The 19,107-nt window shown below is 70.0% G+C and carries 16 protein-coding genes; 6 read left to right on the forward strand and 10 right to left on the reverse strand.

The genetic code is table 11. The features are described 5' to 3' along the window. The first annotated feature begins 10 nt into the window (after window positions 1-10). From JJQ90_RS13990 to JJQ90_RS14000, 3 genes are all read left to right on the forward strand, one after another. Window positions 11-994 (forward strand): tripartite tricarboxylate transporter substrate binding protein, encoded by a 984-nt coding sequence (locus tag JJQ90_RS13990; RefSeq protein ID WP_216876419.1) that lies wholly within the window; start codon window positions 11-13, stop codon window positions 992-994. Further along, window positions 994-1,224 (forward strand): hypothetical protein, encoded by a 231-nt coding sequence (locus JJQ90_RS13995; protein ID WP_216876421.1) that lies wholly within the window; start codon window positions 994-996, stop codon window positions 1,222-1,224. The genes JJQ90_RS13990 and JJQ90_RS13995 overlap by 1 nt, the downstream gene beginning before the upstream one ends. Window positions 1,225-1,306: 82 nt before the next feature. Beyond that, on the forward strand, window positions 1,307-2,551 hold the full coding sequence (locus JJQ90_RS14000; RefSeq protein ID WP_216876423.1) for an NAD(P)/FAD-dependent oxidoreductase: 1,245 nt from the start codon (window positions 1,307-1,309) through the stop codon (window positions 2,549-2,551). Window positions 2,552-2,632: 81 nt separating this feature from the next. Here JJQ90_RS14000 and JJQ90_RS14005 read toward each other — a convergent pair whose 3' ends face one another. Together JJQ90_RS14005 and JJQ90_RS14010 are read right to left on the reverse strand one after the other, a co-directional pair. Next, on the reverse strand, window positions 2,633-3,610 hold the full coding sequence (locus tag JJQ90_RS14005) for a Bug family tripartite tricarboxylate transporter substrate binding protein (protein ID WP_216876425.1): 978 nt from the start codon (window positions 3,608-3,610) through the stop codon (window positions 2,633-2,635). A 118-nt stretch (window positions 3,611-3,728) separates the two neighbouring features. Then, entirely contained in the window at window positions 3,729-4,925 is a 1,197-nt protein-coding gene (locus JJQ90_RS14010) for a M20 aminoacylase family protein (RefSeq protein WP_216876427.1), read from the reverse strand. Window positions 4,926-5,258: 333 nt separating this feature from the next. Between JJQ90_RS14010 and JJQ90_RS14015 the strand changes: the two genes are divergently transcribed. Further along, complete coding sequence (locus tag JJQ90_RS14015; RefSeq protein WP_216876429.1) at window positions 5,259-5,720, forward strand: DUF6525 family protein; 462 nt, start codon at window positions 5,259-5,261, stop codon at window positions 5,718-5,720. 254 nt (window positions 5,721-5,974) lie between these two features. On the opposite strand, the gene JJQ90_RS14020 is transcribed toward JJQ90_RS14015, so the two are convergent. From JJQ90_RS14020 to acnA, 4 genes are read right to left on the reverse strand one after another with little or no spacing between them, the layout of a single operon-like run. Further along, window positions 5,975-7,003, reverse strand: a complete 1,029-nt coding sequence (locus tag JJQ90_RS14020; RefSeq protein ID WP_216876431.1) for an Ldh family oxidoreductase — start codon at window positions 7,001-7,003, stop codon at window positions 5,975-5,977. Beyond that, window positions 7,000-7,755, reverse strand: a complete 756-nt coding sequence (locus JJQ90_RS14025; protein ID WP_216876433.1) for an MBL fold metallo-hydrolase — start codon at window positions 7,753-7,755, stop codon at window positions 7,000-7,002. Before JJQ90_RS14025 ends, JJQ90_RS14020 begins: the two co-directional genes overlap by 4 nt. A 5-nt stretch (window positions 7,756-7,760) precedes the next feature. Next, window positions 7,761-8,741, reverse strand: a complete 981-nt coding sequence (locus tag JJQ90_RS14030) for a tripartite tricarboxylate transporter substrate-binding protein (RefSeq protein ID WP_216876435.1) — start codon at window positions 8,739-8,741, stop codon at window positions 7,761-7,763. Beyond that, entirely contained in the window at window positions 8,735-11,350 is a 2,616-nt protein-coding gene (gene acnA, locus JJQ90_RS14035; RefSeq protein ID WP_329959443.1) for an aconitate hydratase AcnA, read from the reverse strand. Before acnA ends, JJQ90_RS14030 begins: the two co-directional genes overlap by 7 nt. Before the next feature lie 86 nt (window positions 11,351-11,436). On the opposite strand from acnA, the gene JJQ90_RS14040 reads away from it, so the two are divergent. Beyond that, on the forward strand, window positions 11,437-12,372 hold the full coding sequence (locus tag JJQ90_RS14040; RefSeq protein ID WP_216876439.1) for a GntR family transcriptional regulator: 936 nt from the start codon (window positions 11,437-11,439) through the stop codon (window positions 12,370-12,372). 72 nt (window positions 12,373-12,444) lie between these two features. On the opposite strand, the gene JJQ90_RS14045 is transcribed toward JJQ90_RS14040, so the two are convergent. The 3 genes from JJQ90_RS14045 to JJQ90_RS14055 all read right to left on the reverse strand — a co-directional run bounded on the left by JJQ90_RS14045 (window position 12,445) and on the right by JJQ90_RS14055 (window position 15,771). Continuing rightward, on the reverse strand, window positions 12,445-12,993 hold the full coding sequence (locus JJQ90_RS14045) for a GNAT family N-acetyltransferase (protein WP_216876441.1): 549 nt from the start codon (window positions 12,991-12,993) through the stop codon (window positions 12,445-12,447). A gap of 130 nt (window positions 12,994-13,123) precedes the next feature. After that, a complete protein-coding gene (locus tag JJQ90_RS14050; protein WP_216876443.1) occupies window positions 13,124-14,182 on the reverse strand; it encodes a serine hydrolase domain-containing protein in 1,059 nt (352 codons plus the stop codon). Further along, window positions 14,179-15,771: an ABC transporter substrate-binding protein gene (locus JJQ90_RS14055; protein ID WP_230410683.1), complete on the reverse strand. Its 1,593-nt coding sequence runs from the start codon at window positions 15,769-15,771 to the stop codon at window positions 14,179-14,181. Before JJQ90_RS14055 ends, JJQ90_RS14050 begins: the two co-directional genes overlap by 4 nt. Before the next feature lie 30 nt (window positions 15,772-15,801). Here JJQ90_RS14055 and JJQ90_RS14060 point away from each other — a divergent pair, with 30 nt between their 5' ends. Then, a complete protein-coding gene (locus tag JJQ90_RS14060; RefSeq protein ID WP_216876445.1) occupies window positions 15,802-16,836 on the forward strand; it encodes a LysR family transcriptional regulator in 1,035 nt (344 codons plus the stop codon). A 162-nt stretch (window positions 16,837-16,998) separates the two neighbouring features. Here JJQ90_RS14060 and JJQ90_RS14065 read toward each other — a convergent pair whose 3' ends face one another. Next, window positions 16,999-19,095: an acetate--CoA ligase family protein gene (locus JJQ90_RS14065; protein ID WP_230410684.1), complete on the reverse strand. Its 2,097-nt coding sequence runs from the start codon at window positions 19,093-19,095 to the stop codon at window positions 16,999-17,001. Window positions 19,096-19,107 lie beyond the last annotated feature (12 nt).

Below are 19,107 nucleotides of genomic sequence, written 5' to 3' on the forward strand. Positions count from 1 at the left end.
AGGAAACAACATGCTGAAACGGCGGAGTTTCACCGCATCCACGGCCGGACTCGCGGCGCTGCTCGCCGCACCGCGCGCATGGTCGCAGCCGGGCGGTTCCGACCAGACGGTGCGCATCATCGTGCCATTTCCCGCGGGCGGCCCGGCGGACATCGTCGGCCGGCTGCTCGCGCGTGCCCTGGCCACGCAGCTCGGCCAGAATTTCGTCGTCGAGAATCGTGCCGGCGCTGGCGGTGTGATCGGGGTGGAGGCGGTGGCGCGGGCGCGTCCGGATGGGACGGTGCTGGGCATCGGCAGCAGCGGCGCGCTTTCCGTGCTGCCGAACCTGATGCCGCAGATGCCCTACCAGGTCGAACGCGACATCCAGCCCATCTCGCTCGCCATCTCCGTGCCGCAGGTGCTGGCGGTGCATCCCGCGGTGCCGGCCAACAGCGTGGCGGAACTGGTGGCGCTGGCGCGACGCCGGCCTGGGGCGCTCGCCTTCGCCTCCTCCGGCAGCGGCAATTCGCTGCATCTGGCGGCGGAGCTGTTTCGCGCCCGTGCGGGGGGAATCGAGCTGCTGCATGTGCCCTATCGCGGCGCGGCGCCGGCGGTGACCGATCTTGTTGCCGGCCAGGTGCAGATGATGTTCGGCGACGTGCCGGTGATGCTGCCCCATGTGCGGTCCGGCAGCATCAGGGCATTGGCGGTCACCGCCGCCGAACGCTCCCCCGCCCTGCCCGATGTCCCGACCATGGCGGAGGCGGGCGTCAGCGGCGTGGAATCGGAGAGCTATTATGGGCTGATCGGCCCATCGGGCATGCCGGCGGACCGTATCGCCGTGCTGCACCGCGCGGTGCGGGACGCCTTGCAGGACCCCGCGACGCGCCAACCCCTGCTGCTGCAGGGCGGCCGCCTCATCGGCAACTCGCCCGAGGAGTTCGCCGCGCATATCCGGCGGGAGGCCACGAAATGGGCCGAGGTGATCCGCATTTCCGGCGCGAAGCTGGAGTGATGTCGCCATTGCCGGCGGAGGGTGAGCGCCCGGCGAAGGACCGGGCGCTGGCGGTGCTGTCCACCATGGTCGGCGCGCTGGCGCTTTCGCGGGCGGTGGCCGCCCCCGATCTGCCCGACCGCATCCTGGCCGCCGCCCCGGATAGCCTCACCCGGGAGGGGCAGTGCGACGACCCCGGCCTGCCTGCCAGGCCTGCTTTCGCCGATAGGACTGTTGCCCCAGGCGGTTGAAGCGGCGAAGTTGCACAGCAGGACGACCGGCGGCGGTGGTCTGGCGCGGGTGCTGCGGCACGCAACGGAACGGGTAACGCGGATGCGGGGATCGGTGCTTGTGCTGGGTGCCGGGATGGTCGGTGTCTCGGTGGCGCTGCACCTCCAGCGGCGCGGGCGGGACGTGGTGCTCGTCGACCGCCAGGGCCCGGGCGAAGGCGCGTCCTTCGGCAATGGCGGCCTGATCCAGCGCGAGGCGGTGTTCCCGCATCCCTTCCCGCGACGCATGTCGGAGATCCTGCGGGTTGCCCGGAACCGCTCCGTCGATGTCGCCTACCACCCGGCGGCGCTGCCGGGCTTCGCCTCCCCGCTGCTGCGCTACTGGTGGCAATCGGCACCGGATCGCTACGCCCATGCCGCCGCGGCGCATGCCCGTCTGATCGCCACCTGCCTGGATGAGCATCTGGCGCTTGCGCAGGGCACCGAGGCGATGGCGCTGTTGCGACCCATCGGCTGGATGCGCCTCTACAGCCAGGCGGCACAGATGGAGGAGGCGATCGCCCAGGCGGACCAGGCGCGGCGCCAGCATGGGGTTAACTTCGCGGTGCTGGACGGCCGGGCGCTGGCGGAAGCCGAGCCGCATCTCCTGGTCCGGCGGGAGGGTGCGATCCACTGGACGGACCCGCTATCCGTCAGCGACCCCCAGGCCTTGACCCTGGCCTATGCGGCGCTGTTCACGCAGGCCGGCGGCGCGGTGGCGCTGGGCGACGCCACGACGCTGGAACGCAGCGGCAGCGGCTGGCGCGTCACGACGCAGCAGGGTGTGGTCGAGGCCGCGGAGGTCGTGATCGCCCTGGGCGCCGCCGCGGTCACCTTGACCCGGCGCCTTGGCTACGCACCGCCGCTTTTCGGCAAGCGCGGCTATCACATGCATTACGGGCTGCGGGGCAACGCCACGCTGAACAGGCCGATCCTCGACACGCAGAGCGGCTTCCTGCTGGCGCCCATGCGGGCCGGCATCCGCCTGACCACCGGCGCGGAGTTCGCACCCACCGAGGCACCCCCGACACCCGTGCAACTCGCCCGCGCGGAGCCTGTGGCGAGAGAGCTTCTGCCGCTGGCCGGGCGTGTCGATGCGGCACCGTGGATGGGCGTGCGGCCCTGCATGCCGGACATGCTGCCGGTCATCGGCCGGCTGCCGGGCCAGGGCGGCGCCTGGTGCGCCTTCGGCCATGCGCATCAGGGCCTGACGCTGGGACCGACAACCGGCCGGCTGCTGGCAGACATGATGACAAGCGAGGTGCCCTTCCTGCCACCAGACCCCTACCGGCCCGAGCGGTTTCGCTGACGGGCCACGAAGGCTGATGAAGGGTCTGCGGCAGGTGTCGGCACTCGCCGCGCGATAGGCAGACCCATGCGCAGCGCGCCCCTATTCGACGCGGATGCCACTCTGCTGGATGATCGGCGTCCACTTCCTGCGTTCGACGGCAAGCGCCTCGGTCATCTGTGCCGGCGTCGTCCAGCGCGGCTCGAGCCCGTTGCGGTTGAGCACCGCGGTCGTGTCCGGGTCGCTCAGCGCCACGCGCATCGCGGCATTCAGGCGCGCGACAGCGGCGTCCGGCGTGCCGCGCGGCGCCAGCACCGCATACCAGGACGGCACGTCGAAGCCTGGCAGGCCGGATTCCGCGACGGTCGGAATGTCCGGCATCAGGCGCGAGCGTTCGAGATGGGGAATGGCCAGGGCGCGCAGCTTTCCGTCGCGCACCTGCGGCAGCACGGACGCCGCGGTGGCGAAGGAGAAGTCGACCCGGCCGCCCAGCAGATCGGTCACCACGAGCCCGCCGCCGCGGTAGTGCACCGCGGTGGTCTCGATCCCCGCGGTGCGGTCGAACAGCAGACCCGCGAGATGCGGCCCGCCGGCAATGCCGCTGGTGCCGTAGGAGAGCTGCCCAGGCGCCGCCTTCGCCGCGGCAACCAGCTCGGCGACGCTGCGCCAGGGCCGGTCGGTCGGCAGCACCAGGATGTTGAACAGGTCGACCGCCACCGAGACAGGCACCAGGTCGCGCTCGGGGTCGAATGGCAGGCGGATCACCATCGGGCTGACCACGAGGGCACCGAGCGTCGCGAGCAGCAGCGTGTGACCGTCCGCGGGGCTGCGGGCCACCAGCTCGGTCGCGATATTGCTGCCCGCGCCGGGGCGGTTCTCGACGATCACGGGCTGGCCCAGCACCTCGCCCATCTTGGGGGCGATGGCACGGGCCGAGATGTCGGTCGCGCCGCCCGGCGTGTAGCCGACGATCAGGCGCAGTGGACGGGAGGGAAAACCCTCCTGCGCCAAAGCGGGGGCAGCGAGCGGCAGGGCCGCGGCGGCAAGCAGGCTGCGGCGGCGGAAGGCGTTCTCGGTCACGGCGTTTCGTTCCCTGGCAATGTTATTGCCGCCCTTGTCGCATGAACGGGCAGGGCGGCGAAACCGTGCCGCTGCCGAAGTGCCGTTCGGCGAGGGGTTGCCGCCCCGGGAAGGGCGCTCAGCCTGTCGCGCCCAGCTCCTGCCGCACCAGGCTGACCCAGAAGGCCACGCCGTGGGGCAGCGCGGCATCGTTGAAGTCGTAGAGCGCCGAGTGCAGGGCGTGAACCGTCCCATCGGCACCGGCGCCGGTGCCGAGAAACACGAAGGCACCTGGCTTCGCCTTCAGCATGAAGGCGAAATCCTCGCCACCCGTGACGGGGCGCGTCGCGGTATCGACGCCGTCCTCGCCCGCCACGGCCCGTGCCGCCGCGGCCATCACCTCCGTCTCGCGCGCGTGGTTGACCAGCGGAATGGCGTTCCACCAGAGCGTCACCTCCACCGTCGCGCCCTGGCTGGCCGCCGCCAGTTCGGCGAGCTCGCGGATGCGGCGTTCGACCAGTTCCTGCATGGCCGGGTTGAAGGCACGCATGGTCCCGCCGACGACGAGCTCCGCCGGCATGACGTTCAGCGCCTCCCGCGCGCCGCCGGCGATGTGCCCGACGCTGACCACCACGCTCTCCAGCGCCGGCACGTTACGGCTGACGATGCCCTGCAGCATCTGGATGAAGACGGCCTGCACCAGCGCCAGGTCATTCGCCAGATGCGGCGAATTGCCGCCATGCCCGCCCTTGCCGCGGAAGGTGGTGATCCAGCGTCCGGAACCGGCCATCAACGGCCCCTCGCGGAGCGCGAACTGCCCCAGCGGCAGGCCCGGCATGTTGTGCATCCCGTAGACGGCGTCGCAGGGGAAGCGCTCGAAGAGCTGGTCGTCGAGCATGGCCTTCGCGCCGCCGCGGCCTTCCTCCGCCGGTTGGAACAGGAAGTGGACCGTGCCGGCGAAGTCGGGATCCTCGGCGAGCATCTGCGCCGCGCCCAGCAGCATGGTCGTGTGCCCGTCATGGCCGCAGGCATGCATGCGGCCCGGCGCGGTGGAGGCATAGGGCAGGCCGGTCTGCTCGCTCAGTGCCAGTGCATCCATGTCGGCGCGCAGGCCGATGGCACCCTGGCCGGGGCGCCGCCCGCGCAACGTGCCGACGACGCCGAAACGGCCAACGCCCTCCGTCGTCTCCAGGCCCATCGCCCGCAGGCGCTCCGCCACCAGGGCGGCGGTCCGCGTCTCCTCCATGCCGAGTTCGGGATGGGCATGGATGTCGCGCCGCAGGACGACCAGGTCGGGAAGCAGCCGGGCGATCCGCGCCTGCGTGTCGGGCTTCATATCGGTTCTCCTCTTTCGATGCTTGATGGCGCTGCCGCCGGGCCTGGCCCGAGAGTCATTATTCGCGCGACCCTTGATGAAAATCAAACCAGGTCAATGGATTGGCCCTGCCGTCCCGGAGCCTGAGCCGAAACGGCCCATGCTGGACCAGGGCTCGGATCTCACCCGGATATCCGGCCACCGGTTCCGGGAAGCGTCGGGGCAGCCATACCCCTGGCTGGACGCCATCCCTCTGAGGGTCCCCGAGACCGGTCTCGTCTGGGCATGGACGCCGAGCACCAGGCACCTGTCACGACGGCTTCCTGAATGCCCACCCTTGGGTAGAAGCCGGCGATGGACAACAGCATCGCCACCAGGCCGTTCAGCAAGCTGAAGGGCGATCCCTATCAAGCCTATGACGAGCTGCCCGTCGAGGTGCGTCGCGCTCTTCAGGAGGCCCTGGTGGACTGGTGCTCACTGCGGGCGCGTGAATGGCATCTTCGCCTGCTGCGCGAGCAGCGGTTGCGGCCCGTTCAGGCGGCGTCGTTCCTCGTGCAGACGATCCGCCGGCACGACCACGCCGAAGTCGCCGCCTTCGCCAAGACCTGGCCGAAAGGCCCCGAGGCCTACCCGCACCTCGCCGCCGAGGCGACGCTCCAGCGCTACGTCGGGAGGGAGGGGATACCCGCCGCCGAGCCCATCGTCGCCACCCCGTCGATAAAACAGCCCAGGGCCACGGCCAAGCCTTCAAAGGCCAGGGTTAAGCAGTCCAAGGCACCAGCAAAGCGCAAAGCGGGCCGCCGCGCCCGGCGCTGATCATGGGCCGCCAGGATCGCATCGGTCGCCACGGTCGAGCCATGCACGGTGACGCTGGCCGGCGCGATGCCGGCGGCGACCAGCATGTTGAAGGCGCCGATATCGGGGGTGGGGCAGGGTGCTCGGCACCTTCGCCACCCGGATCCGGCCCTCCGGGTCTCCATCGCCGCGGAGCATGAGCAAGCTGCGCGAGGTTGGTCACGCTCACACCGCGCCGCTTGCCCACCCGAGGCCTGATCTGGCCGGGTTGATCCTCAGGCTGCGGCCCTTTGCCGGACCTGCTCCAGCTCCGCGGTCGCGACCACCACGCCCTCCCGCCGCTGGCGGTGCAGGGAGGCCATCTCCCGATCGCCCGGCGCCATGACCGGTGCGGCCGGATGGGCGGCCGGTGTGCTGCGCAGGATGCCGGCGAAATCCGCCATACGCTCCCGCAGCAGTTCGGGCGCGGCGAGCTTGCTGGTGTCGATCAGGATGAAGACATGGCCGAGGTTCTGCGCCGCCCCCGGATTCTTGTCCCAGGCCTGCACATGGGTCAGGTAGGCAGCGCCGGACAGCAGGCCGGCCAATAGGTCCACCATCACCGCCAGGCCATAGCCCTTGTGCCCGCCGACCGGCAGCAGGAAGCCTTCCAGCCCCTTCTTCGGATCGGTGGTGGGGTTGCCATCCGCATCGGTGGCCCAGCCCTCCGGCATCGCCTCGCCCTGCTGCAGCAGCTTGCGGATCTTGGCGCGGGCCGCGACGCTCAGCGCAATGTCCAGGATGATCGGATCGCCGCCGGGATTCGGCACGCCGATCCCCATCGGATTGTTGCCAACCCGCGTATCCTTGCCGCCCCAGGGGGCGATGGTGGTGGTGGCGTTGCTGGCGATGATGCTGGCGAAGCCCTGCTCGGCGGCCAGATACGCATAGGGCAGGATCGGCCCGAAATGGTTGCTGCCGCGGGCGAAGGCGGCCCCGATGCCAACCTCCCGCGCGCTGGTCATCGCCGCCTCGAGCGCACGCATGCCGATCAGCGGGCCGATGCCGTTGCGGCCATCGACCATGGACAGGCCAGGCGCCATGCGCGCCACCTGGATCTCCGCCCGGGCATCGATGCCACCGACCTGCACGCGGTCGAGATATTGCGGCACCCGGCTGATGCCATGCGTGCGCACGCCAAACAAATCGGCCAGCACCAGCACCCGCGCGGTCAGGGCGGCGTCGTCCTGCCGCATCCCGCCTTGCGTGAGGGCCTGCGTCGCGAGCGCCAGAAGCTCGGCTTCCGGAATCGTGGTTTCGGTCATACCGCCTCACAGATCAGTTTGAACTGGGTCGGATGCTCCAGATCCTCGGCGAACCAGGCGGTAATGCCGGCGCGCCGCTCGCCCACGAATTGCGGGTGCCCCGCCTCATCCAGCCGCAGGCTGAGGTCATGGCCCGGGATCAGCAGCGTGCCGGGTACGCGGCGCCACAGCTCCCAGATCATGGCGATGGAGGCTTCGCTGACCGCCTCGTCATAGGTCATGTCCGTCTTGCCGGAGATCAGCTCCGCCCGGTTCTTCGCCGCATCGCCGGTGAAGATCACCGGCAGCGGATTTCTGGTCAGGTGGAAGACCAGGCAGCCGGGCGTGTGCCCGGGCGCCAGATGCGCCGTCAGGCCCGGCAGGAATTCCTCGCCCGCCGCGACACGGCGCAGGCGCGGGTCGCGCGCCAGCGCCTCCACATAAAGCTCCGGCAGCGGGTCGAAGCCCGGCGGCTGGGCCACGGCCCAGTCCAGTTCGACCGCGCCGATCCACAGCCGCGCCTTCGGGAACAGGGTGAAGTTCACGGAGTGGTCGTAATGCGCATGGGTCAGCACGACGTCGGTGACGTCCTCCGGCGCCACGCCGTGATCGGCCAGCTGCTTCGCAAGGTGCTTGCGCACCCCGAAGGCGCCGACGTCGATCAGGATCGTATGCGTCTCCGACCGCAGCAGGGCGATGGTGCTCCAGCCCAACCCGCCATGGCAGACGGATTTTCCCGGGAAGCCCTGCACCAGGATGTCGATCCGGTACATCGGCGTCAGCCTTCGACCGAGATATTCGCCCGCGTGATGATCTCGGCGAATTTGCGCGTCTCCTCGGCGACGAAGCTGCGCATGGCGTCCTGCGTCAACTGCCGCGGAATGGCGCCCTGCTCGAAGAGCTTCGCCGCCATTGCGGGATCGGCGATCGCGGCCGAGGCGGCCCCGGCGAGCCGCGCCTGGATCGGCGCCGGGACGTCCGCCGAACAGAACATCCCGAACCAGTTGATCAGCTCATAGCCCGCCATGCCCGGCGCCTCGGCCAGCGCCGCCACATCCGGCAGCTGCGGCATGCGCTCCTTCGATGTGACGGCGACAGGGCGAAGCTGCCCGGCCTGGATCAGCGGCAGGGCGGCACCGAGGCTGCTGAAGCTCATCGTCACGCGGCCGGCGGCCACATCCGTGACGGCGGGGGCGGAGCCACGATACGGCACATGCAGCACATCGGTACCGGCCATGAAGTTCATCAGCTCACCAGCCAACTGCTGCGGATTGCCGATGCCCGAGGAGGAGAAGCTGAGCTGGCCACGATTGGCCTTGCAATAGGCGATCAACTCGGCCGGTGTCCGCACGGGAAGCGAGGTCGGCACCACCACCAGGCAGGGGATGGTCCCGGCCAGCGCGATCGGGGCAAGTTCGCGGGCCGGATCGTAGGACATGCGATCCTTGTAGAGCGCGGGATTCACGGCGACCTCGCCGGCCGCCGCCATCAGCAGCGTGTAGCCATCCGGCGCGGCGCGGGCGACCGCATTGGCCGCGATCATGGCGCTGGCGCCGGGACGGTTCTCCACCAGGACTGGCTGGCCGAGGGCGAGGCGCATCTGCTCGCCGATCAGCCGGGCGAAGATGTCCACGCCGCCGCCGGGCGGGTAGCCGACCAGAATGCGCAAGGCCCGGTCAGGGAAGCCGCCCTGCGCGCGGGCGGATCCCGAAGCCACCAGGCCAGCGGCGGCGGCCCCTAAAAGACGGCGTGTCAGCATCTCTTGGTTTCCCTTTGATTGTTGTCCTGGCTGATGGGCAGCAATGCCCTGCGCAGGATTTCCGGAATGATACCGCCGCCCCGAATCAGGGCGACGTCCAGCGCGGTTTCCAACAAGGCGACGGCCTGGCCGGTTTCCGTGGCGCCATTCGCGCGGTGCAGCCGCAGCGTCACCGCCGCGCGGGGCGCGAGCCTCGCGGGGTCCGCCAGCACCTCGATGCGGTCGCCCGGCCGCAGCCCCAGCCCCACCGCATCCCAGCCCGGCGGCAGCCGCAGCGGCAGGATGCCCATGCCGATCAGGTTGGCGCGGTGGATGCGCTCGAAGCTCGCCGCGATCACGGCGCGAACGCCGAGCAGCCGCAGCCCCTTGGCCGCCCAGTCGCGGGAGGAGCCGGCGCCGTAGCGTTCCCCGGCCACCACCACCACCGGATCGCCGGCGGCGGCGTATCGCGCGGCGGCCTGCCAGACCGGCAGCGTGTCCTCGCCGAAGCGCGTATGGCCGGGCGGCGCGCCGGGGGCCAGGTGGTTCACCAGGGTGCGATTGGTGAAAAGGCCGCGCAGCATCACCTCCCAATTGCCGCGGCGGGCGGCATAGACATTGAGGTCCCGCGCATCCTCCCCCCGCTCCAGCAGCCAGGCGGCGGCATCGCTGCGCGGCGGAATCGCGCCGGCCGGGGAGATGTGGTCGGTGGTCACGTCATCGCCCAGAACCAGCAGCGGATGCGCGAGGTATTCCGGCTCCGCCTCCGTGCCGAAATCCACGAAGGGCGGCCGGCGCAGATAGGTGGAGGCGGGGTCCCAGGGAAAGCGCGCGCCCTCGGGCGCCTCCAGCGCCGCCCAGGGGCCGGAGGCCTCGGCCTCGGCATGCGCGACGGCGGCATCGCCCGGGTCGTTGGCGATGGCGAGCAGAGCCTGCACCTCCGCCTGGCCGGGCCAGAGCTGCGCCAGATGCACCGGCACGCCATCCGGCCCGGTGCCGAGCGCATCCCGCGTCACGTCGATCCCGGTCCGGCCGGCGAGCGCGAAAGCGATGACCAGGGGCGGCGAGGCCAGCAGTGCCTGTTCGATCTGCGCGTGCACGCGGCCGGGAAAATTGCGGTTGCCGGAGAGCACGGCAATGGGCCGCAGCCCGGCCTCCACCGCCGCCGCCATCACCGGCAGCAGCGGCCCGGCATTGCCGATGCAGGTGGTGCAGCCATAGGCGGCGATGCCGAAGCCCAGCGCCTCCAGATCCTCCAGCAGCCCGGCCCGGCGCAGGCGCAGCGCCGCCGCCGGCGATCCGGGCGCGAGCGAGGTCTTCACCCAGGGCGCCGGCTTCAGGCCGAGCGTCCGCGCCTTGCGCGCCAGCAGCCCGGCCGCGATCAGCAGCCCGAGGTCAGTGGTATTGGTGCAGGAGGTGATGGCGGCCAGCGCCACCGCATCCGCCGGCAGGCTGCCATCGCCCGCTGGCAGGCCGGCCAGCGCCGTCGCCACCGCCCCGGCCTCCAGCCGGTCCTGCGGCCGCCGCGGACCGGCCAGGCTGGGGCGCAGGCTGGCGAGGTCGATCTCGATGGTCTCGGTATAGCGCGGCGTCGCGTCCGGCGCGTACCAGAGGCCCTGGGCGCGGGCATAGGCCTCGATCAGCGCGCATTGCGCGGCGTCGCGGCCATTGTCGCGCAGATAGGCCAGGGTGCGCGCATCGATCGGGAAGCAGCCGGTGGTCGCGCCATATTCGGGCGCCATATTGGCGACCACGGCGCGTTCCCCGGCCGAGAGGCTGGCGATGCCAGGGCCGAGGAATTCCACGAACTGGCCGGCGACGCCGGCACGGCGCAGGCGTTCCGTCACCACGAGCGCCAGGTCGGTCGCCAGCACGCCCTCCGGCAGCGCGCCCGTCAGCCGCACGCCGAAGACATCCGGCAGGCGCAGCGACAGCGGCACGCCGAACATCACGCCCTCCGCCTCGATGCCGCCGACGCCCCAGCCAAGCACGCCGAGGCCGTTGACCATGGGCGTGTGGCTGTCGGTGCCGACCAGCGTGTCCGGGATGGCGATGCCATCCTCGACCGAGACCACCGTCGCCAGCCGTTCCAGGTTGATGGTGTGCAGGATGCCGGTGCCGGGCGGGAAGACGCGAAAGCCGCGCAACGCGCCGGCCGCCCATTTCATGAAGCGGTAGCGCTCGCCATTGCGCTCGAACTCGCGCGCCATGTTCCGCGCCAGGGCATCCGGCACGCCGGAAACGTCGATGGCCACGGAGTGATCGACCGAGGTCTCGACGGGACAGAGCGGGTTGAGCCGGGACGGATCGCCGCCGGCCTCCGCCAGCGCATCCCGCATCGCCGCGATATCGGCCAGCGCCGGGCCGCAGGTGGTGTCGTGCATCAGGATGCGGCGCGGCACGAAGGGGATCTCGGCCTCGCTGCGACCGGTGGCGGGCCAGGCAAGGATCGCCGCGCGGCCGGCGCGGGCGACCTCCGGATCGGGCTGGCGCAGCTGGTTCTCCAGCAGCACACGGTGGCACCAGGGCAGGCGAGGCAGGACCGCCCCGGCGGCGGCCGGCAGGTCCACCCGCAGGCAGGGCGTGAAGGCGCCGCTCAGGCGCACCAGGGGCGCTTCTGCTATGGTCACTCTGCTCCCTCCCAGGGGCTGTTTCCCCGAGAATTGCATAATACACGACCAAAATGCAATACTTGTCACCTTGCTGGAGCCCTGCCATGCCCGATGCCAGCCCGCCGCGCGGCACCGCCGCCGAGCTCGCCGCGAGCATTGCGGGCGACATCGCCTCCGGCGCGCTGCCGCCCGGCCAGCACCTGGCGGCGCAGCCCCTGGCGGACCGCTACGGCGTCTCCCGCTTTCCGGTCGCACAGGCGCTGCGACATCTGGCGAGTCAGGGCGTGGTCGTGGCGGAGCCGCGCCGCGGCTTCTTCGTCGCCGCCGATGCCGTGGCACGGCTGGCGGGCACCACGCCGCCCCCGGCGGGCCTCAGCGCCACCTATTTCGCGATCGCCGAGGACCGCCTCTCAGGCCGCCTGCCCGACAGCATTTCCGAAGCGGCGATGCGGGAACGCTACGGCCTGAGCAAGGGTGCGCTGGCCCAGCTGCTGGACCGGATCGCCGCCGAGGGCTGGGCCGAGCGGCGGCCCGGCTATGGCTGGCGCTTCTCCTCCGTCCTGACCACGCCGGACGCCATGGGCCAGACCTATCGCCTGCGTCAGGCGATCGAACCGGCGAGCCTGATGGAACCCGGCTATCACCTGGAACCGGCGACGGTCACGCGGCTGCGCCTGGTGGAGCAGCATATGCTGGCCGGCGGCATCGAGACCGCCTCCGCCGATGCGCTGTATGAGCGCGGCGTGCGCTTCCACGAGGCGATCGTCGGCGCCTCCGGCAACCCGTTTTTCCTGGAGGCGCTGCAACGGGTGAATCGAATCCGCCGGCTTCTGGTCTACCGCTCGCTGGTCGATCGCCGGCGCTTCTGGCGCCAGGCAGAGGAGCATCTGGCCATCCTCGACCTGCTGCAGCAGAAGCGCCAGGCGGAGGCCGCGGCGCTGCTCCGCGAACATCTCGGCCATGTGGTCGAGAGTCTGGAAGCCATGCGGCCGCTGATGGAACAGGGCAATCGCGGTCCAGAGCCGACGGATACGCCCTGAGGAAGCTTCGTCATCTTCCGCGGCAATCCTGACGGTCGCTATGGCGATGCCCGCTCAGCGCGCGGCATCCCCTCATCGGGTGGCGGGCCGTGGCCGACGCCACTCCTTGCGCAGGATCGCGTATTGTAAGGTGTTCTCGTAGACAGGCTCGCCCATCTCGTCGGTTCGGAACGATATGAACTCGACGAAGAGGCCTTCCCTTCTCATGCCCAGCTTCTCGCACAACCGCCATGACCGTGCGTTGCTCTCTTCCACATAGGCATACAGGCGCCGAGCCCCCCTCGTGTCGAAGAGATGCGTGAAAAGTGCACGCGCGGCCTCGACGGCAAATCCCCTGCCTCCGAAATCCGCATTGAAATGCCAGCCGACGCTGAAGGTATCGGGCTCCTCGAGGAAACAGAACATGTCGCCGACCGGAATCTCGGTACCTTTCAGGCACACGGCGACATGCTGATCGCTTGCGGCCCGCCGCTCCGCTTCCGCTTCCGCGGCTGCCAGATCCTCAAGCTTCTCGGACAGAAAGCAGCCCGCCCTTGGCTCGTGGAGATACGCCAGCAGACCGGCGGCATCCGTCGTCCTGAAATTCCTCAGGATTAAACGGTCCGTCTGAATGGTGTCCATCAATCGCTTTCGCGCATGCAGGGGGTGCTGGTACGCCGGTCGCGTCCTGGCCGCGCGCGGCCAGTATCAGAAGCACGATCAGGATGCCGAAGCCCACCGCCATGGTGCTCACACCTGGCGATCCGCGGCTTCACACCCTGGCGTCCAGCACGGCCTGGCCGAGTTCCACCATCTGCGTGCTGGAGACGGAAGGCAGGTCGCCGAGATCGATGCCGGCATTGCGCCGCATCGCGCGATCGTCGCTGATCGCCCTGCGATGCACCAGCAGCAGGTCAAGCCGCGGCAGGCCCAGGATGAACTGGCCGTAGTGGCCCGAAGCGAGGAAGGCGCCTTCCCATTCCGGCGCCCGGGACTGCATCGGCAACCACCAATAATAGCCGTAGCCCAGCCCGCGATCGGCGAAACGTCCCTGCATGTCCTCTGGCCGGACATGCGGTGTGACGCTCTCCCGCACCCAGGATTCCGGCACGACCTGCTTGCCGTTCCAGCGCCCGCCACGCAACGTCAGCAGCCCGACCCGCGCCATGTCGCGGCCGGAGAGAAACATGTGGTAGGCAAGGAAGCGCGAGCGGTCAGGATAGCCCAGCATGCGTTGGCGACCGCGGTCGAAATCCTCGAAGCCGAGCGGGACGGCGAGCTGGTCGCGCAGCGCATCATGCACGGCAAGGCCGGTGAGCTGCTCGAAGATCGCGCCAGCGACATTGAAATCCCAATTGTTGTAATGGAAGCGCGTGCCGGGCAAGTGACTGCCGCGTTGCGGCGTGCCCGCATCGTCGCCGCCTGGGCTGCCCGCCGGATAGTAGACGCCCGAGCGGCTGGTCAGGATGTCGCGGATCGTCGCCTGCCTTTCCTGCGGCAACAGACCCTTCACATCGTCGACGCCGAGCTGTTCCAGCGTCAGCGAGAGGTCGATGCGGCCGGCGGCCACATGCGGGCCGTAGAGCAGCGCCAGGATGCTCTTGCGCGTCGAGGCGAGGTAGCTGACTTCCGACACGTCGCCGTAGCGATAGGCCACGCGGCCGCGCGCGACGATCATGAAGGACGTCGTCGTCAGCGCCTCCAGTGATTCCGTGAACCGCGCCAATGCGGCAGGGTCGAATCCCGCTGCGCGCGGGTCCACATCCGTCCAGCCGTTGCTGGGAAAGGCCAGTTCCATCGTGCTTCCGCCCGTTTCCTGGATGGTGCTCACTGCCCCGTCCGCCTGACTTCCTTGGCGAGCGTCCGCTCGTCCAGGCGCGGCTCATAGGCCAGGCCGCGGCGCAGCGCCCAGATATTGGTCTGGTGGTAGAGCGGGATGATGGCGCCATCGGCGATGGCCAGGCGCGTGGCCTCCCGCAGCATCTCCTCCCGCGCTGCGTTGTCGAAGGTGCCGGCGGCACGCGCGACGAGGCTGTCGAGCTCGGCATTGCCATAGCCGGTGGTGTTCCCGGCCCCGATGTTGCGCGCGCGATCCGGCGTGCCGAGCACATTCACCAGCATCGAGGTGGCGTCAAAGGTCGCATTGCCGAGGCCCACGAGGTGGATCGCGAAGCTGCCGCGCTGCGCCGCATAGGCGCTCCATGGCAGGGAGGCGACGCTGGTGCGCACGCCGATGCGCGTCCACATCTGCGCGACCGCCTGCGCCACCGCCGTGGCGCCGGGGTAGCGGTCGGTTGGCACATGCAGGGTCAGGCGGAAGCCGTTCGGATAGCCGGCGGCGGCGAGCAGCGTCCGGGCCCGATCCGGCGCGGGCGCATCGACGGTCAACGCCGGCACCGCCGAGAAGGTGCCCAGCGGCAGAATCTGTGCCGTCTGCACCGCGGTGCCTTGCAGCACGCGCTCGGCAAGGCCGCCGCGATTGATGGCAAGCGACAGCGCCTGCCGCACCTCCTGCCGCGCCAGGGGGTTGCCGGCCAAGTGACCGCCATCCGCCGCCGTGACGAAGGGCGCCGGCACCGCCGCGCCATGCTGCGGCGCCAGATAGATCACGCGCAGGCCCGGGGCGCTGACCACCGTGAGGTCCGCCGAGCCACGCAGCCGCGGCAGGTCGGAAGCGCCGGGCATCTCGACCATATCCACATCGCCGGCCAGCAGCGCGGCGGTGCGGCCCCCGGCATTCGGCATCATGCGGTAGGTCGCCGCATCCCAGGCCGGTGGCGTGCCCCACCACGCCGGGTTGCGCTCCAGCTCCACGCGCTCGCCGGGCCGGAATGCACGCAGGCGGAAGGCGCCGGTGCCGATGGCGGCACGGCCGGCATTGTAATCCGCGGTCGTCGCATCGCTGCCGACATGGCGCGCGATCACCGCGACATTGACGAGGTCGCCCGGCAGGCCCGGCGCGGGGCCGTTCGTCTCGATCCGCAGCGTCGTCGCGTCGATGCCGGTGACACTGGCGACACTGCGCAGGAATCCGCCGAAGCCGCCGGGGCTGTTCGGCACGTTGCGCGCGCGCGTGAAGCTGAAGGCGATGTCGTCGGCGGTCAGGGGGCTTCCATCATGCCAGGTCACGCCAGGTCGCAGGCGGAATTCCCACACCGTTTCCGAGACCGGCCGCCAGGACTCGGACAGGCCCGGCGCCAGGCTGCCATCCGCGGCGCGCTCCACCAGCCGATCGAAGATCTGCATGGCGATGCTGTTGTTGGGCGAGGCATTGTGGAAATGCGGATCCACCGAGGTCACGGCGCCGGCCATGCCGATGGACAAGGTCTCGGCCCGGCCCGGGCCGGCGGTCACGGCCGCCAGGGAGGCGAGGCCGGCCGCGAGCAGCATTCGGCGCCAGATCTCTGTCATCGTGGGCATCTCCTCGATCCTGGCGAAACTGTCATCGGCTTGGCGCAATCCGTCAAATCGATGCTAGATATGCGGAGCATGCAGCGGATGAATGAACCACCTCCTGTCCGGTCGCTCCTGGCGCTGGACCTCAACCTGCTGAAGGCGCTGAACGCGCTGTGGCAATGTCGCGGCATAACCGCGGCCGGCCGCATGATCGGCCTTTCCCAGCCGGCGATGAGCCATGCGCTGCAGCGTCTTCGCCTCGCCTTTGCGGACCAGCTCTTCGTGCGGGGGCCGGGCGTTCTGGTGCCCACACCGCGCGGCACCGAATTGTGCCAGGCTGCTGTGGCGGCCCTTGCGGCTTTGGAGAGAGCCGTCCTTCCGCCGGAGCCCTTTCGTCCGGAGTACAGCGCGCGGCACTTTCGCATTGGCATGAACGACTATGTGTCCGCGACGCTGCTGCCTTTGGTGCTCCAGACGCTCGACAGATCCGCCCCGGGGGTTTCGCTGGAAGCGATCCACCTCCCACGCGGCCAGAGCCAGGATGGCCCGGTGTTGCCCCGGCTGCTGGATGAGGGCCGGGCGGATATGGCGCTTGGCCAGATCGACGAGGTGCCACAACGTTGCCATCGGCAGAGCCTGAGGCAGGATCCGCATGTCTGCGTGCTGGCGCGGCGGTGCTGGGACGCGAAGCATCGCTTCGACATGGCCGCCTTTCTCACCCACCGCCACATCCGCATCTCCTCCTTCCCGGAGCGCCGGAGCTGGATGGACCAGGCGCTGGAGGCGCAGGGATTGAGCCGGCGGATCGCCGTGACGGTGCCCCACTTCATGGCGGCACTGCATCTCGTCGCGGCGACCGACCTGATAACCACCCTGCCGCTGGGTGCCGTGGCCCCTTTCGCGAAGGCACTGCGCCTGCACATCCTGCCATCTCCTCTTCCGGAGCGTCTGCATCGTCTCGACATGGCGTGGCTCAAGGCGGTGGATGGTGACGCCGGGCTCGCCTGGCTACGCGGCATCGTGGCGGAAACGGTGCTGCGCCAGGCGACGGGATCGTCGATCGAGGCCGGCGGTCCCAGCGGTGGGTGAAATTCCGGATCCAGGCAGGACCTCACCGTCACGCCCGCGCGCCAGGGGCCTCGTCGACAAGCTTACGAACATGCTGCTGTTGCAGCCAGACGAAGCGCGAGGCGCCGGAGGGCGTCCCATTGACGGAAGAGGCGCAGGAGCCGGCCCGAATCAATCGGCGCGTCAGAATATCGTTGCCGGCGTTGAAGGCTGGACTTGCGGCGCGCGCAGCTGCACCAGGGCATCCAGCGCCACACTCCCCTGCGCCCTCACCAGGAAGGGATTGATCTCGATACTGTCGATGTCCGTCTGCGCCGCGGCGAGGGCTGAAACCGTGCATAGCGCGGCAATCAGCTCCGCCTTGTCCAGCGCCGGCGCGCCGCGCCAGCCGTCCAGAAGCCGACTTCCCTGAACGGATTGCACAAGCGCCGCCGCCCGGGCGGCACTCAACGGTGCGGAGGCGAAGGCCACGTCGCGAAACAGTTCCACCGAGACGCCGCCAAGGCCGAACATCACCATCGGTCCGAAGATCGGGTCCCGCTGAACGCCGATGATCGTCTCGACGCCGCCGCGCACCATCGGCGCGACCAGGACGCCATCGAGCTTTGCTTCCGGGCAGGCGAGGCGGGCGCGGTCCATCAGCGTGCCGAAACCCTGCTGCACCGCGGTCGCATCCGCCACGTCCAGCAGCACGCCGCCGATCTCGGTCTTGTGGGCGATGTCATCCGACAGGATCTTCATCACCACGGGAAAACCCACCGCCTCCGCCGCGCGCACGGCCTGATCGGCATAGCCGCAGGCGTGTTCGGGCAGCACCGGCACGCCGATCCCGGCCAGCAGCGCCTTTGCCGCGGCCTCGTTCCCCGCGATGATCCGCCGCGGCGCCATCGTCATGGTCTTCTCCGGTGCAGCGGCCGCCGCCTGCTGCAGTGCCTGCAGCCGTGCGGCGCCGGTCACGGCCTTCACAGCGCGCGTCGGATCCTCGAAGACGGGCACACCCAGCGCCTCCAGCCTGGCGCGGATCTCCTCGACCGAGGTCATCACCGCGACCACGAGCCGGTCCGGCGCCGCCTGCCGCAACCTGGTCAAGGTCTGCTCCAGCGGCGGGAAGCGCGGGACGTTGCGGCCGAGATGCGCGAGATAGAACAGGAAGCTGCCCAGTTCCGCGCCGCGCAGCATCTCCTGGCTGATCGCCTCGAATACATGCATGCGGCCATTGATCTGCGCGGTCGTGTCGATCGGGTTGCGGCCGCCCGCCACAGGCTGGATCTCCCGGATGCGCGCCATGGTCGCATCGGGCATCGGTGGCACGGCCAGCCCTGCCTCGATGCAGGCATCGGCCATCAGCACGCCGATGCCGCCGGAGACGGTCAGCACGCCCACCGCATCATTCGGCGGCAGCGGCGCGATGGCGCAGAGATAGGCGATGTCGATCATCTCCTCGATCGACTGGGTGCGATAGGCGCCGCATTCGCGGAACACCGCGCTGAAGATGCGATCCTCCCCGGCCAGCGATCCGGTATGCGTCGCGGCCGCCGCGGCGCCGACCTCCGTGGTGCCAACCTTCATGACGATCACCGGCTTGCGTGCCGCAGCTGCCTTCAGTAGCGCGCGCCGCAGCGCCGCACCATCCTTGCAGCCCTCGAGCGAGGCGCAGATCACCCGCGTGCCCGCATCCTCCGCCAGGTAGTCGATGGCCGCGGCCACATCGATATCGGCCTCGTTGCCCGTGGCGATAGCGCGGCTGATGCCGATGCCGCGCAGATGGGCCGCGGCGTAGATGTGGCTGCCATAGGCGCCACTCTGCGTGGCGACGCCGATCACGCCCGGCCCCGGCTGCGCGGTGGCGAGCAGGGAGGAGAAGGTGCCGAAGAAACCATCCGGCGGGCTGATGCTGCCCAGCGCATTCGGGCCCGTGATCCGCATGCCATGCCGGCGCGCCAGCGCCGCCACGCGGTCCTGCATCGCGGCCCCCTCGGCGCCTTCCTCGGCAAAGCCGGAGGACAACACCTGCACATGCAGGATGCCCTTCGCCGCACAATCCTCCAGCGCCGGCTCCACCAGCGGAGCGGGCAGCAGCATCAATGCCGAGTCCGGCACTTCCGGCAGGTCGCGCACGCTTGGCCAGGCGGGCAGGCCCTGGACCTGCTTCGAGGTGACGTTGATCGGATAGATGCGGCCACGATAGCCGAGTTCCCGCAGATGCAGCAGCGTGCGACCGCCCAGCTTGTCCGGGTCGTTCGAGGCGCCGATCACCGCGACCGAGGCGGGGCGAAACATCTTCTCCAGCGG

It is taken from the genome of Falsiroseomonas oleicola (assembly GCF_019029495.1).
GTDB lineage: Bacteria > Pseudomonadota > Alphaproteobacteria > Acetobacterales > Acetobacteraceae > Falsiroseomonas > Falsiroseomonas oleicola.

Coding starts and splice junctions, on each gene's coding strand:
- JJQ90_RS14040 (WP_216876439.1), top strand. CDS start 11,437: ATGCCCGATGCCAGCCCGCCGCGCGGCACCGCCGCCGAGCTCGCCGCG.
- JJQ90_RS14000 (WP_216876423.1), top strand. CDS start 1,307: ATGCGGGGATCGGTGCTTGTGCTGGGTGCCGGGATGGTCGGTGTCTCG.
- JJQ90_RS14055 (WP_230410683.1), bottom strand. CDS start 15,771: ATGCCCACGATGACAGAGATCTGGCGCCGAATGCTGCTCGCGGCCGGC.
- JJQ90_RS13990 (WP_216876419.1), top strand. CDS start 11: ATGCTGAAACGGCGGAGTTTCACCGCATCCACGGCCGGACTCGCGGCG.
- JJQ90_RS14015 (WP_216876429.1), top strand. CDS start 5,259: ATGGACAACAGCATCGCCACCAGGCCGTTCAGCAAGCTGAAGGGCGAT.
- JJQ90_RS14020 (WP_216876431.1), bottom strand. CDS start 7,003: ATGACCGAAACCACGATTCCGGAAGCCGAGCTTCTGGCGCTCGCGACG.
- JJQ90_RS14065 (WP_230410684.1), bottom strand. CDS start 19,095: ATGTTTCGCCCCGCCTCGGTCGCGGTGATCGGCGCCTCGAACGACCCG.
- JJQ90_RS14010 (WP_216876427.1), bottom strand. CDS start 4,925: ATGAAGCCCGACACGCAGGCGCGGATCGCCCGGCTGCTTCCCGACCTG.
- JJQ90_RS13995 (WP_216876421.1), top strand. CDS start 994: ATGTCGCCATTGCCGGCGGAGGGTGAGCGCCCGGCGAAGGACCGGGCG.
- JJQ90_RS14030 (WP_216876435.1), bottom strand. CDS start 8,741: ATGCTGACACGCCGTCTTTTAGGGGCCGCCGCCGCTGGCCTGGTGGCT.
- JJQ90_RS14045 (WP_216876441.1), bottom strand. CDS start 12,993: ATGGACACCATTCAGACGGACCGTTTAATCCTGAGGAATTTCAGGACG.
- JJQ90_RS14025 (WP_216876433.1), bottom strand. CDS start 7,755: ATGTACCGGATCGACATCCTGGTGCAGGGCTTCCCGGGAAAATCCGTC.